Raw genomic sequence first — 14305 nt, 5'->3', positions numbered from 1 at the left:
CGAGCTTCGCTCGACTCGCAATGACATCAATGGAGGGCCTCGCGAGGAAGATTGCTTCTGTTATCATGGGTCCTGAGCCGGAGTTTACCCCTGCGCAGGCAGGGGCGGGGATGACATTCCTCGCAATGACATTTTTAGACTTGGCACTCACGTAAATTACCTCCCTCGAACCATCGCCATAGCTACCTCATCTCTAATATTCAAGGGGGTTCTGTGTGGATTGCAATATTATATTCGCTAAGGCCTGAACCCAATCGGGATGGTCATTGAGGGATGGGACTAAAGCTAAGTCTTCCCCTCCATGTTCAAGAAAGGAATCCCTGCCCCTTAAAGCAATTTCTTCTAAAGTTTCTAAACAATCGGTTACAAATGACGGACAAAACACGAGTAGCCGCTTCTTCCCTCCCCCCGCCAATTGTATGATGGTTTTATCAGTGTAAGGTTGTGCCCACGGAATTCTGCCTAATCTTGATTGGAAACTAATGGAGTATTGATCAGATAACAATTGTAGTTCTTTGGCCAAGGCCCGGGCGGTATAAAAACATTGGGCGCGATAACAATCTTTATTGTTTACCTCTAAAGGTTCACAGCATTGACCATCGTTGCGGCAAACCTTCCCTGCAATAATTTGTTTTTTCAACTGACGTTCCGGGATACTATGAAAACTAAACAAGATATGATCCGGCTTAAAATTTGTCATCCATCCCCGCCCAAGACTAGCAAAGGCCTTCAAAAAACCTGCCTCATGATAAAATTCAGCAATATGAGTAAGGGAAATTTTTTTGGAATAGTTACGGTGCACTTTAAATAAGTCTTCCAAAACGGTTCGGGTCGATGAATCAGCAAACTGAGGATAGAGGGGGATGGCTAAAATTTCTTGCACCCCTTTTTTCACCAATGTCTGGTAAGCATGCTCAACACTTGGTTCACCATAACGCATCCCGATTGCTACCAAAAATTCGGGGCCCAACTCCTTTTGTAAAGCGTTTTGTAAATTTTGAGTGTGAACCATTAAAGGCGACCCTGCTTTTGTCCAAATCTTTTGATAAGCAGTAGCGGATTTTTTGGCGCGAAAAGGGGCGATAATCCCATGCACTAAAAACCATCGTGCCATGGGGTTAATATCTAAAACAAAAGGGTCCATCAAAAATTCGCGCAAGAATTTGGCCACAGCCTGGCGGGTGGGTGCGACCGGGGTGCCAAGATTAAGGAGCAAGATGCCTTTCATAACTGGGGTTTCGTGACCGCAAAGATAACAATGCCAATGAGCAGGAGGGTTGGAACTTCATTAATAATGCGACAAGCTCGTTCGGAAAGAAAAAAATTGCCTTGAGAAAATTTGCGCCGAACGACCCCGGCAAAAATCTGATAAGCGATCAGCACCAAAACACCCGATAATTTGGAATGAAACCAGGCTTGCTTGAGTAAAGCTGGGTTGAGAAAAATTAGCCAAACCCCAAAAACGATGGTGAGCAACATGGCTGGATGCATGATGATATAAAGCAGCTTGCGCTCCATCAGTTCGTAGGCTGCCGCAAGTTTAGGTTCGGTTTGAAATTTGACATGGTAAACAAAAAGGCGAAAGATATAAAAGAGGCCCGCAAACCATGCGACTACAAAAATGAGATGAAAAGCTTTAATCCAAAGGTACATAAGTATCTGTCATTGCGAACCCAGCCACGGCTCTCTGTCATTGCGAACCCAGCAGGGTGAAGCAATCTCTTCTGCCTAACCGAGGAGATTGCGGAGTTTATCCTGAGGCTTGCCGAAGGAGCTGGCTTGCCTCGCAATGACAGAAAGCCCCCGTTGACCTCGCAACGACACCGTTCACACCGTCTTCGAAAACACCGGGGTCTTCGCGTCTTTTTTGATTCCTGCTAAATATTGATCAAACACCATCGCCATATTTCTTAAGAAAAGGTGGCCTAAATCTTTTATTTTCATTTGTCGATCATTTATTTCTAACAAACCCTCTTGCACAAAGGCCTTTAAATTCAAGAGTTCTGAGGCAAAATAATCTTCAAATTGAATTTGCCATTTTTTACCAAACTTAAGCAAGTTCACCCCGCCATGACACATGATTTGGGTAATGAGATCTCGGCGTAAGGTGTCATCAGGCTTTAAGATAAAACCGCGAAAAGTAGCCAAACCCCTGGCTTGAATTTGTTGGTAATATTTTTTCAAATCTTTGGCATTTTGAAAATAATTGCCCCCCACATAAGAAATCGAACTGACCCCAAACCCAATCTGATGGGCATCGGCCCGAGTAGAATAGCCCATAAAATTGCGATGCAGGCTGCCGTTGCGCTTGGCCTTCGCTAATTCGTCGGAGGCTTTAGCAAAGTGATCCATGCCAATTAGTTCATAACCACCTTGGGTAAAGGTTTCATAGGCCTTGGCAAATAATTCTAATTTTAGTTCAGGGGATGGAAGATCGGAATCTTTAAAAGACCGTTGTACGGGCCGCACCCATGGCACATGGGCATAACTGTAAACTGCTAAGCGGTCGGGCTTCAGACCCAAAACTAAGTTTAAAGTCTTGGTCCAGCCTGATAAAGTCTGCCCTGGCAAGCCATAGATAAGATCAAAATTAAAAGAATTAAACCCTAAATTTTTTAGATAATCGAGCATCGCAACCGTCATTTCATAGGTTTGATCGCGATGAATTAATTTTTGCACCACCGGGTCAAAATCCTGCACTCCTAAAGAAATGCGATTAAAGTTTAACTCGCGCAATTTATCACAAAAGGCATGGGTGCTCGTGCGCGGGTGCATCTCGATAGCAAGTTCAGCGTCAGGGGAAAATGCAAAATGTTTTTTTACCTCACCAACAATTTCAGCTAATTCTTCGGGTTGAAAAAAATTGGGCGTCCCCCCACCAAAGTGTAACTGGCTTAATTCTCGAGCGGTGGTTGGAATAAATTGAACTGATTTTTGGATTTCTTTTTTTAAAATTTCTAAATATTCTCGAGAACGAGCATGATCTTTGGTGATCATTTGCATACAACCACAAAAATGGCAGAGCCGTTCACAAAAAGGCAGGTGAAAATAAAGAGAGAGCTTTTCGCCAGCTCGTAGCGATTGTAGGCTTTGTTCAAATAATTCAACGCCTATTTGTTCTGACCAGGCCGGCACCGTAGGATAGCTGGTATAACGCGGCCCAGGGACGTTATATTTTTCTAACAGTGGTAATAAAGAAGCTGGCATGCTTAAGGGTTTAAACCAAATAGCTTGAGATAATCAAGCAGGCAAAACCGTATTGGCTGCGATTTTCAATACGCTATCGGCTTTATTGAGACTGTAGAAATGAATGCCTGTGACTTGCTTGGCAATCAATTCTCGGCACTGGCTGGTTGCATGTTCAACGCCTACCGCTTTCATTTGGTCGGCATCGTTTTGGCAATTGATGAGGCGCTGTTGCAATGGTTTTGGAAATTTGGCCCCGCACATTTGCGTGAACTTTTCTACCTGTTTGAGATTTTGCACAGGTAAGATCCCTGGCAGAATGGGGACTTTGATTCCCCTTTCTCTTACTTGTTGCACAAAATTAAAAAAATCTGCGTTGTCAAAAAATAATTGGGTAATAATAACATCGGCACCGGCCTCTACTTTGCGTTGGAGATTTTTCAGATCTTCTTCAGGGCTTGCCGCTTCTAAATGTTTTTCGGGATAACCCGCTACCGCAATACTTAATTGTGGATAGTGAGTTTTAAGAAAAGTTACCAATTCATTGGCGTGACGAAAACCATCTTGAGGAGGTACATGGTTTTTTAAATCCTGCGGAACGTCTCCCCGCAGCGCCACGATTAAATCAATGCCTTGCGATAATATCTCTTCAACATAACGTTTGATTTGATCTCGATTCGAAGCAATGCAGGTGAAGTGAGACGCAATGGGTACTTTCGTTTCTTTTTTTAATCGCAATACAATATTTTTGGTAAGATCGCGCGTTGAACCCATGGCCCCATAGGTCACCGAAAAATAGGCGGGGTGAATTGCACAAAGGCGTTTGACCTCTTGAATGAGCGCATCAACACTCCCCGGAGATTTGGGGGGAAACAATTCTACCGAATAACGAAACTGCCCATTTTGATAAAGATCTGAGAATTTCATTGGTTCTCGCTAATATACATACTCAATATTGTAAAAACTTTTTTAATCGATTGAAGGCCTTACGTTTCTCTTCTCTCGGCCGAAAGGCATTACCTTTCAATCTTGAATTTATAACATCTTCATCATCGGTTGACTGATGCAAAATCTCCATCACTCCCTCATAAAATTCGCGCGCCTCTAAATAGGAGCATCGGCTGGCTTTGGCCGCACGCTGGATCTCTCGATCGGAGGTCACCACCAACGCTTGTTCCCCTTGCTCACGCATCTGCAGCATTATTTCTTCATCGGCCGTATAACCACCTCTGGAATAAAAAACCGAAATACCCCCATGCTCTTCTTGCAACGGGACATTCCCTGTTTGACTATAACGATCAAAATACACCTGCACCTTTTCTCCGGTAGCCCGATGAAAGGCTTCTAAAAAATTTAATAAATCTTGTTTTGCCTTGGTGGGATTTTGCAATTCTAAATTTGCAAAGCAACTTACCCCGCGCAGCAAATTGTAACCGTCGACCAACCATCGCATGTAATTAAGATCTTTCGTGCTTAAATTTTATGCACTGCTAATAACCCAGGCACATTTTTGAGTGTGACAAAGCCCATCCTAAAAAACAAATGAAAGAATTTCAACAAGTTATAAATAAGTGGAGACTTGGCATCTCTATTGCAAAGCTCAGTAGGCAAAAAATAGGTGTGGGATTGAAAGTTTAACGAGTGGCAAGAGAACAGGGTGGATTCCCGCAAGGGGCCACCCTGGATTGCCATCATAATCGATAAGGAGAATGTAATCATGTTAAAGAGAAAGATCTTGTTTTCGTTTCTTGCCATGCTGCTTTTTTGTATACCAACCCTGGCCTTTGCCGATGATCCCACCACTGCAGAACTTAAAATCGCCATCGACACGTTGTGGGTATTGATAGCCGCCGTCTTGGTATTCTTTATGAATACCGGGTTTGCCATGGTGGAGGCCGGGCTTTGTCAAAGCAAGAATGCCGTTAACATTTTGGCTAAAAACTTTGTTGTTTTTGCCGTTGCCTCACTTTCTTTTTGGGTCTTAGGCTGGGGCCTCATGTTCGGCGATGGTTCTCCCCTATTCGGAACCCAAGGGCTTTGGCTTTTATCGGGGGTCGATAATAGCCCCGCAACCGGAGATACCTACCAAGGTGTTTATGGTTCTATTGCTTGGGCAGGCGTTCCATTGATTTGTAAATTTTTCTTCCAATTGGTCTTCGCCGGTACCGCTGCGACCATCGTCTCTGGGGCTGTGGCCGAAAGAATCAAATTCATTTCCTTCATCGTCTTTTCAGCCATTCTTGTTGGAATTATGTATCCTGTCACCGGTCACTGGGTATGGGGCGGTGGCTGGTTGGCTGCTGCTGGTATGTGGGACTTTGCTGGTTCTACCGTGGTGCATTCCGTGGGTGGCTGGGCGGCCTTAGCGGGAGTTTTAATGTTAGGCCCCCGCATCGGGAAATTCAAAGATGGGAAAGTTCACCCCATTCAAGGTCATAACTTAGGCATGGCAACTTTGGGTGCCTTCATCTTATGGTTGGGTTGGTTTGGTTTTAACCCTGGCTCAACCATGTCAGTAGGTGATGCCATTGCTCATATAGCCGTCACTACCAATTCAGCTGCCGCTGCCGCTATTCTTGGTGCAACGGTTGTTTCTTGGCTGCTGTTAAAAAAACCCGACCTTACCATGATTTTAAACGGCGCCTTAGCCGGCTTAGTGGCCATCACCGCACCTTGCGCCTTTGTAAGCGTGGGTAGCTCGGTTATCATTGGCTTACTAGCTGGAGCACTGGTGGTTTTATCGGTTATGTTTTTTGATAAAATCAAAATTGACGACCCGGTGGGTGCCCTTTCCGTGCACTTAGTTTGTGGGATATTCGGAACCTTGTGTGTTGGGCTGTTTGCGCAAGATCAATTTCAACCTGCTACCACGGGCAATGGCCTCTTGTTTGGCGGTGGTGCCACCTTATTAATGGCTCAAATTAAAGGCGTCTTAGCAGTGGGCGGCTTTACCCTGGTTGTTGCTTTGATCACTTGGGCAATCATTAAGGCGGTTTTAGGGCTACGAGTGAGCGAAGATGAAGAAATGGAAGGCCTTGACTATGGCGAACATGGTAACATCGCCTATCCCGACTTCGTTCAAGCTCGTTCACAAAGTTAATTGATTATATTAGGGGGAAGCATTAAGCTTCCCCCTAAGAACCAAGGAGATCTTTCATGAAAAAAATAGAAGCGATTATCAAACCTTTTAAGCTGGATGAAGTCAAAGAGTCCCTCCAGTCCATTGGTATTCAAGGCTTGACCGCCGTTGAAGTGAAGGGCTTTGGTCGGCAAAAAGGTCACACCGAACTTTACCGTGGGGCTGAATACATCGTCGATTTCTTACCCAAAATTAAGCTTGAGATCATCGTCAATGATGAAGATGTGAGCAAGGTGGTTGAGGCCATCCAAAAAACGGCCAAGACTGGCCGCATTGGAGATGGCAAGATCTTCGTCTCTCCGATTGAAGAAGTTATCCGAATCCGAACGGGCGAAACCGGATCTTCGGCGATTTAGGGAACTTCCCTTGGCTTTTTTGTTATGCTACACATGAGGCATGTCTAAAAAGTCGAGCCTCTTTGCCTGCCAACAATGTGGTTATCAAACTCCCAAATGGTTAGGCAAATGCCCCGAATGCCAACAATGGAATACCTTGGTAGAAGAACGCATGGAGCGCAGCGATAACCAAGCGGCTTCTTTTTATACCTTAAATTCAAAACCTTTGCCCCTCACTCAAATTGAAATGGATTCAAATTCACGCATCATCACGGGTATTCACGAATTAGACCGCCTGTTAGGCGGTGGGCTCGTAACAGGTAGCACCACTTTACTAGGCGGCGACCCTGGCATTGGAAAATCAACTTTGGTTTTACAAATTCAAAACCAACTCACTCAAGCAGGCAAAAAAACTTTTTATCTCACGGGTGAAGAATCTTTAGCGCAAATTCGGTTACGTGCTGAACGTTTAGGCATTCAAAATCAAAACATCACGGTGCTTTCTGAAAATAATTTGGAGGTCGCGTTGCAAACGGTTGCCCAATACGAGCCTGATTTTTTGGTCGTTGATTCCATTCAAACTGTCTACTTGCCCGATTTAGGTTCAGCCCCTGGCTCGGTGAGTCAAGTGAGGGAATGTGCAGGCAAGCTCCTCTATTTCACCAAGTCGAAAGGTTTAGTCACTTGGCTGGTTGGGCACATTACCAAAGAAGGGTCGCTCGCTGGCCCCAAGATTTTAGAACACTTGGTAGACACCGTACTTTATTTCGAAGGCGATCGGGGGCAACCCTATCGTTTGCTGCGCACGTTTAAAAATCGTTATGGCGCAACTCACGAGGTTGGGGTTTTTGAAATGGGCGAACAGGGCTTGCTGGAAATTGAAAATCCTTCTTCTTTCTTTTTATCGCACAAAGAACAATCGCGCCCTGGTTCTGTAGTCGTATCTTCTTTAGAAGGCACCCGCCCTATTTTGGCGGAATTGCAAGCCTTGGTGGTGCCAAGTCATTTGGCGACGCCCCGCCGTGTGACGGTGGGGGTGGATTCAAGCCGCGTGGCATTGCTGGCCGCGGTGTTAGAAAAAGTTTGCGGATTCGTGCTTGCCAATCAAGACATTTTTATTAACGTGGTAGGCGGGCTTTCGCTAGAAGAACCCGCGATTGACTTGGGGGTTTTGTTAGCCATGGTGTCTAGCCTTAAAAATAAAATGCTGCCTCCCTCGTATTTGGTGTTAGGCGAAGTGGGGCTGACCGGAGAAATTCGGCCCGTGGCCGGGGCATTGTTTAGAATTTTAGAAGGAAAAAAGTTGGGTTATAAAAATATTTTATTACCCAAAAAATCCGCTCAAGATTTAAAAGCGGTTCAAGGCAATAAAGATTTATCGGGGATTGAATTTTATCCTGTAACCACCGTACACGAAGCATTGGGATTTCTAAAATAATATGAGCTTATTTGAAGGTTTAAAACAATTTTGGCTTAAACCGAGGGCTAGGCCTTTAGCCCCCGAAGCCAAGGGCATCGCTGATCCCGCTTCTTTTCCAGGGCCCAAGGCCCTGTTGCAAAAATTCTTGGGGCTAAGCACCCGGGAATTGCCTGAAAAAAACCCACCCAAAACCCAAGTGGTTAAAAAGTTAGAGGCTCAAGACCCAGAAATTAAGGCATTTCTAGACGATTTTCTAAAAGACTAAAAGACTGGGCCAAATCAGAGCGATTGGCCTCACGCGCAAGGCTCTCGGCGATTTGATAGGCGCTTTGAGCTTGCCTTTGCTTGCTCTCGAATGCCTTGAAATAAGGGACCAGCGGACCAAAGGGGTGATCACCTAACGTATCTACATCAAAAGAAAAAACCGTTTGATCCATCTTGCCCGAATACTTTTTAGCCAATTTTTCGAGAATAGCAATAGCCGTGCTTTGGCCGTCTTCTGCAAAGAGGTCGAGGTAGGCCAAGGCTGCCTGAATAACTAATAAGGAATCTTCTGTTTCAAAACCAGCTTCCGCTGCCACCGGAGAAAGGGCTACCCAAAATTCCAGGGGCACGGCTGTTTGTATTTCACGCAAAGAATATCCCTGTTTGACCACCTCCGACACCAATTCTAAAAATAGAAATTGTCTTTCTTCAACACGAATATTTTCCGCTAACCCATGTTTGGCAAAAAACCGCTTTCGGGTTTCAAGCACCTCTAATAATTCCACCGCCTTTTTTCCCAATACATCGAGTGGATCCAAGCCCGCATAGGCCTCTGGGGGATAGATGGCTATGGTAACGAGCCGATTGGCAAAGACCTGCAGGGCCCTGTGATAATGCTCGGAGTTTTTCATGTTGAGCCCACTTAAAAGACTAAGATCACGCCGGTAACTTTGTTCCAAAGATGGAGAAGTCACTGATTTAAACCCAACTGTAAAATGAGCATTGAGATAATGGGTTATAAAATCTTGATCGATCCATTGACTATCTTTGGGGCTGGCGTTTTTTACCCTCACTAATTCACCGACCTTAGCAACAAAGCCCTTAGGATCATCGGCCCACAAACTCTCTTGCGCCATAGCCGCCGTGGTATAACAACGTCTGGCCCATGTCTTTACCTTGAGATCTGCATCGGTCATGAGTAAATCGCCCATTTTTTCATAATGGGTTGCGGTTAAAAAACGGTTTAGATCAAACTGAATATTAAGATCTTCTCGTAGCTTTAAAAGTATTTTGAGAGATTCGAGGTCTTGTCTTTCTAAAAAATAATATTCTAAAAAATAGAAAATACGTTGAAGCCCATCTGGGGATTCTTCTTCTAAGAAGGCCCTTAGCCCATCTGAAAATTCCAATAATTTTGCACGACGTATTTCAGAAGAATCGGCTTCAAGCACGGCCAGCGCCTGCAAGAAGGGTTGATGGGTAGAACTATCAGATAAATCGAAGGTGTCCCCTTCTTCCTGTAACTCGGGGTTTATTGCAAAGGCCAAGGCCAAAAATTGGCGCGCCTCAATGTCGTTAGGGACCAACAACAAAAGCCTCTTGGCAAACCGAACGGCCAGGGTAAAATGGCCGCTACCGGGGTAGCCTTCGTCAGCCATGACCCGGCTAAATAGGTGAGTTATCTCTGCCCAATGTGGAGAGTTTTGCCAATTCTCTTTGGCAAGGGCCTTCAGTCCCTTAAGATAGGGAATTTCTCCGTGGAGTAGCTCCATATTAAGAGTCGTTCTGTCGTCTGCTTGCCATAACTGCAACCAGCCGTTCAAACCCAAAAATCGCTCAGTTAGCTTGAGGGCCTCAGTGTAATAACCCAATTCTGTTAATTCTTTGACCACACTTGGCAATTGGTCAAAAGCAATGCGATGCCGGGCAACAAAATCTTCTGCCTGTTTTAAGAGATCTTCTTGCTCATAATCACTATCCCCCAGCTCAACACGATTTTTTTGCAAGGTTTCTAGAAACAATTGGGATGCCTTTTCCAAAAGATAGGCGTCGTAGGCATTGTAGGGTTCGCAATTGAGTAAGGTTAAATGTAACTGCACCCAACGATTTTGCTTTTCTTCGAAAGATAAATTTAAAGGCATTGGCTTATACTTTTGCATGGCTGCTTCCAACACCTCAATGCTAGACAGATAGGCTTCGGCGTAAACCACATCTTTTGATAATTCGATGGCACGTTGAAAATAAAAGAGGGCCTGGTCGCCATCTTGAGATTGTGCATAAACCTGACCCGTCACTAATTGAATTTCAGGGTTATGGGGAAGATAATTAGCTAAGTTTTGGTAATAACCGATAGCTTCTGTTGCACTATCAAATTTAGCGTGATACAAATTTCCTAAACGGGCCATGCCATTCTCGGGGTTGAGAATCGCCGCTCGATAATAAAACTCATTGGCATTTTCGCTTCTACTTTTAAGATCCTCAAAAAAGGCCTTGCTAGCTACATAATCACTCGCTACCTCCTGATCACTTTCAAAATGCACTTCACAATGGCCGGGCATGACCTCACTGCTGACAAACTCTTCGGTAGGGTCTGCTTGCAATACCGTGCCATCGCTCAGCAACACGCCTGCTAGCATATGGCCCATGCCCATTTCGTAAGGGGTACGGCCATCTTGGTAGCGATCGACCCCCATAAAAAAGGCATTCAACCCCGCCTGCCTTGCCATAATTACAAAGATGTAACTCAACTCCCGACACTGCACGGCCTGTTGCTCTAGGGCCTGGGTGGCATCCAATGCCGTTTCCATCTGAGCATCATAGACCAACCCTAAAGAGCGTGGAAAATAAAACTCCGCTAAAATTTGGGTGATTAGTTCACGTTCATATTCACTACGAGCGGCTGGATTTTCGGCTAGTTCTTGAGGAATGCGATTTTTGATCTTATCCACCAGTCGATTCACAGCACCCCACTGCCGCGAACGAAGGGAGAGAGGATGATTTAAAGGGAGTGTCCCTGACTGTAAAAAGTCATAAATGTCCTGGGCAGGGATAAACTGGGGATCCGTCACTACCCTCTCTAAATTTTGCATTTCAGCCTGTCCTGCAGCCTCGGCGGCTAAGCCTTGAGTATTAGGCTCACAACTCAAGATGGCCTTTTGTTTTGCATCTCCAACCCCATCAACCATAAAAACTCCCAAAGTAATTCCCCCTCTATTTAAGCAAGCTTCGTGCCATGACGGAGGAAGGGTAAAATTTCAATACTCCTATGAAATCATTAATAAAAGTATTTATTATCCAATGACGATGAGCAAAAATATCGATGTAAAATCCCCCTTTGCCCCCCAAGCCGTGCAACCTTTAGCCGTTTTACACATCTTCATTTTCTGACTTTGCTTTGCCTTAAAAACGGTGACATTGACAAAAGTTCATGTGTGGAGCGATAATGAGTTGAGATTGCTCTGTCACCATGGGTCCCCATCGGAATTTACCTCCTGCGTAGGCAGGGGCGGGGGTGACACGATCGCAATGACAAATGGGGGTTTTCAAAAGGGGTCTGGGATGAAACGTTATTGTCTTACTTTAATTTCACTTTTATTTTTAATGGCTTGTAGTTCAGGGGGTTCACCTGACGATCCGGCCAAACAGGAAGGGCAACCGGAAAGTAATAAGCCAAACAACGCACCTACAACTTCCTTTGATCTGAAAAAAATCACCGATGAAGTGTGCCAAACTTGGGATCCAAGAACTTTTACCTACACCGCCGATCCAAATTCAGCAGATTATGCTGATGCTAAAGTAAATGAAGTTGAAATCAGCAGGTATCGAACACTTGACTATGAAACCTACAGTGTATCGACCTCAGATGTTAATAATCTCGAGATCGCTTACTTCAGTTATCGGTCGAACGGAGGTTATTCTGATAAGAGTTGTTATTATTATCAAAATAATACTGACCGAGTTGAAAAAGAACTTTGGCATAGTTCTAGCCAAGCTGCTGCGTGTGATGGCGAACTTTCTCCTGAATACAATGCCGATGGAAAGGTTGTATCAAAAACCACTGTCTCCACATGCACTCAATTTATTGATGGCAGGAAAGACACTACACGTTCTAAAGTTTTCTACGATCCAGAAACAGGGCGTGAAATTAGACAGGAAGAAGATTACGGAAATGATGGTTCGATCAATTATATTGTAGAATACGATTACGACCCCACAACGGGTAAGCTTAGAGAAGAAAGATATGACGAAAATGGTGATGGGATCTTTGAAGAACGACTTCAATACACTTATTTTAATAACGGACGTATCTCAACTTTAACGATCCTGAATGAAAATAATCGACGAACCGAATTAAAGCGATATTATGAATCTGCTCAAAGCATAGTGATTAATCAGCAAAGAATTAACTACACGATGATCGCCTACGAATTTAATCCCACAACCGGGGCGACAACCCGAAGATGTTACTATAATCCAATATATGGGAATGAGAGTTCTCCTACTATAATTGGGGATGCATTGGCCTGTGTCCCGCCCAGATAAGGGAATTTAAGTAAATAAAATCAGGCTGTTACAAAGATCACTCAGAAGCCTTAAAATACCCTTGCCAGGGCAGGCCCCATTTGATAGTTGCAAGACCAATTTTAGGAATTTTCCCCTATGCAAAAGAGTCTTCACCCTCAAGTTCAAGAAGTAATCGTTGTTTGTGGTTGCGGTGCAACCTTTAAAACAGTTTCAACGGTTAAAGAGTTTCACACCGAAATTTGTTCGCAATGTCATCCTTTTTTTACGGGTCGACAAAAATATGTAGACGCAGGTGGACGTATCGATCGTTTCCGTAAACGTTACCAAAAAAAGGAAAAATAGTTTTTATCCGGGGTGAAAGCCCCTCCTTAGGTTGAACCCGCTGGAACTTTTGTCCCAGCGGGTTTTTTATTAGACCTCTTGCAGAACCGTAGCGAGCGACCCAAGGACAAGGCGGGGCGGGGCCCCAAAACCGCAGCGTATATGGAAATACGTGAGGATTTTGGGGTGCCCCAACGAAGTCATTGGGTCGCGCAGTAGGTTATGCAAGAGGTCTGTTGGGGATTTATCTTTATGTTTGAGAGACTCACCGAAGTCGAAAAAAAATTCCAAGATTTAGATCAAAAACTACTCGACCCCAATATTCTAGCCGATCCCAAGGCTTATCAAAAAATCATTCGCGAGCATAACTCTCTTAAAGCCTTGGTACAGTGTTACCAACAATATAAAAAAACCACAGAAGAACTTGAAGCCAATCGAGAAATGCTAGCCGATAAAGATGAAGAAATGCGCGCAATGGCCAAAGAAGAAATTAATCGGCTAGAACCTGAGCTAAAAGATCTAACCGAAAAATTAAAGGTCTTACTTTTACCGCCTGACCCCTTAGATGAAAAAAATATTTTTTTGGAAATTCGTGCTGGAGCGGGTGGTGATGAAGCGGCTTTGTTTGTTGCCGATCTCTTTCGTATGTATTCTAAATTTGCCGAAAGTTTGGGGTGGAAAAACGAAATTCTGGATAGCAGTGCAACCGGCATTGGTGGCATCAAAGAAATCGTTGCACAAATTTCAGGGGATAAAGTTTATAGTCGGTTAAAATACGAAAGCGGGGTTCACCGCGTGCAACGCGTACCCAAAACCGAGGCCCAAGGCCGCATTCACACTTCTACCGTAACGGTCGCGGTTTTGCCTGAGGCCGATGATGTTGAAGTTAATATTCAAGACAAAGATTTGCAGATCGACGTATTTCGCGCCAGTGGCCCTGGCGGGCAAAGTGTGAACACCACCGACTCTGCCGTCCGCGTAACCCATATCCCAAGCGGAATTGCAGTGGTATGCCGGGAAGAAAAAAGCCAACACAAAAACAAAGCCCGGGCTTTGAGCATGTTAAAATCAAGATTATTCGAGGCCGAGCGCGAAAAACAACTCAAAGCAACCACTGAAAGTCGCCGTTCGCAAGTGGGCACCGGAGACCGCAGCGAAAAGATCCGCACCTACAATTTTCCCCAAAACCGCCTCACCGATCACCGCATCGGCCTAACCCTCCACCAACTCGACTCCATCATCGACGGAAAACTACAACTCGTCATCGACCCCCTCCACGCCTACTTCCAAGCCGAAGCCCTCAAGCAAGCTGAGGGGAGTTGAGGATTTTTTAAAAAACTTTTTAACGAGCATGCAAGCGTGTGGCCGGGATCTCTTTTTTGCCCCATCGCGGAA

The 14305-nt window shown here is 44.7% G+C and carries 14 protein-coding genes; 7 read left to right on the top strand and 7 right to left on the bottom strand.

Annotated elements, in window-relative coordinates; translation table 11 throughout:
• Positions 1-193: 193 nt before the first annotated feature.
• The 6 genes from hemH to HYU97_07605 form a co-directional block, all read right to left on the bottom strand.
• On the bottom strand, positions 194-1228 hold the full coding sequence (gene hemH, locus HYU97_07630; protein ID MBI2336614.1) for a ferrochelatase: 1035 nt from the start codon (positions 1226-1228) through the stop codon (positions 194-196).
• Positions 1225-1653, bottom strand: coding sequence for a protoporphyrinogen oxidase HemJ (gene hemJ / locus HYU97_07625; protein MBI2336613.1), 429 nt, complete (start codon positions 1651-1653; stop codon positions 1225-1227). Before hemJ ends, hemH begins: the two co-directional genes overlap by 4 nt.
• 174 nt (positions 1654-1827) lie before the next feature.
• Complete coding sequence (gene hemN / locus HYU97_07620) at positions 1828-3207, bottom strand: oxygen-independent coproporphyrinogen III oxidase (GenBank protein MBI2336612.1); 1380 nt, start codon at positions 3205-3207, stop codon at positions 1828-1830.
• A gap of 33 nt (positions 3208-3240) precedes the next feature.
• A complete protein-coding gene (gene metF, locus HYU97_07615; GenBank protein ID MBI2336611.1) occupies positions 3241-4113 on the bottom strand; it encodes a methylenetetrahydrofolate reductase [NAD(P)H] in 873 nt (290 codons plus the stop codon).
• A 22-nt stretch (positions 4114-4135) separates the two neighbouring features.
• On the bottom strand, positions 4136-4639 hold the full coding sequence (locus HYU97_07610; GenBank protein ID MBI2336610.1) for an NYN domain-containing protein: 504 nt from the start codon (positions 4637-4639) through the stop codon (positions 4136-4138).
• 20 nt (positions 4640-4659) lie between these two features.
• Positions 4660-4905 (bottom strand): hypothetical protein, encoded by a 246-nt coding sequence (locus HYU97_07605; protein MBI2336609.1) that lies wholly within the window; start codon positions 4903-4905, stop codon positions 4660-4662.
• On the opposite strand from HYU97_07605, the gene amt reads away from it, so the two are divergent.
• Genes amt through HYU97_07585 form a run of 4 tightly spaced genes read left to right on the top strand, consistent with a single transcriptional unit; the run spans position 4904 to position 8345 of the window.
• Positions 4904-6286 (top strand): ammonium transporter, encoded by a 1383-nt coding sequence (amt, locus tag HYU97_07600; protein MBI2336608.1) that lies wholly within the window; start codon positions 4904-4906, stop codon positions 6284-6286. The two genes, HYU97_07605 and amt, sit on opposite strands and share 2 nt — an antisense overlap.
• Before the next feature lie 56 nt (positions 6287-6342).
• Positions 6343-6681 carry a P-II family nitrogen regulator gene (locus HYU97_07595; protein ID MBI2336607.1) on the top strand — a complete coding sequence of 113 codons (339 nt, stop codon included), beginning with the start codon at positions 6343-6345 and terminating at the stop codon, positions 6679-6681.
• A gap of 40 nt (positions 6682-6721) precedes the next feature.
• Positions 6722-8098 carry a DNA repair protein RadA gene (radA, locus tag HYU97_07590; GenBank protein ID MBI2336606.1) on the top strand — a complete coding sequence of 459 codons (1377 nt, stop codon included), beginning with the start codon at positions 6722-6724 and terminating at the stop codon, positions 8096-8098.
• Between the two features lies 1 nt (position 8099).
• Complete coding sequence (locus tag HYU97_07585) at positions 8100-8345, top strand: hypothetical protein (protein MBI2336605.1); 246 nt, start codon at positions 8100-8102, stop codon at positions 8343-8345.
• Here HYU97_07585 and HYU97_07580 read toward each other — a convergent pair.
• Positions 8311-11250 carry a hypothetical protein gene (locus HYU97_07580; GenBank protein MBI2336604.1) on the bottom strand — a complete coding sequence of 980 codons (2940 nt, stop codon included), beginning with the start codon at positions 11248-11250 and terminating at the stop codon, positions 8311-8313. The genes HYU97_07585 and HYU97_07580 overlap by 35 nt on opposite strands.
• Before the next feature lie 340 nt (positions 11251-11590).
• Between HYU97_07580 and HYU97_07575 the strand changes: the two genes are divergently transcribed.
• From HYU97_07575 to prfA, 3 genes are all read left to right on the top strand, one after another.
• Positions 11591-12607: a hypothetical protein gene (locus HYU97_07575; protein ID MBI2336603.1), complete on the top strand. Its 1017-nt coding sequence runs from the start codon at positions 11591-11593 to the stop codon at positions 12605-12607.
• Between the two features lie 117 nt (positions 12608-12724).
• Positions 12725-12931, top strand: a complete 207-nt coding sequence (gene rpmE / locus HYU97_07570) for a 50S ribosomal protein L31 (protein ID MBI2336602.1) — start codon at positions 12725-12727, stop codon at positions 12929-12931.
• Positions 12932-13162: 231 nt separating this feature from the next.
• A complete protein-coding gene (prfA, locus tag HYU97_07565; protein MBI2336601.1) occupies positions 13163-14233 on the top strand; it encodes a peptide chain release factor 1 in 1071 nt (356 codons plus the stop codon).
• Positions 14234-14305: the final 72 nt, after the last annotated feature.

The organism is Deltaproteobacteria bacterium, from assembly GCA_016183235.1.
Lineage (GTDB): Bacteria > UBA10199 > UBA10199 > DSSB01 > JACPFA01 > JACPFA01.
The sequence above is the reverse complement of the archived record's forward strand: the minus strand, read 5'-3'. Positions and strand labels throughout refer to the sequence as shown.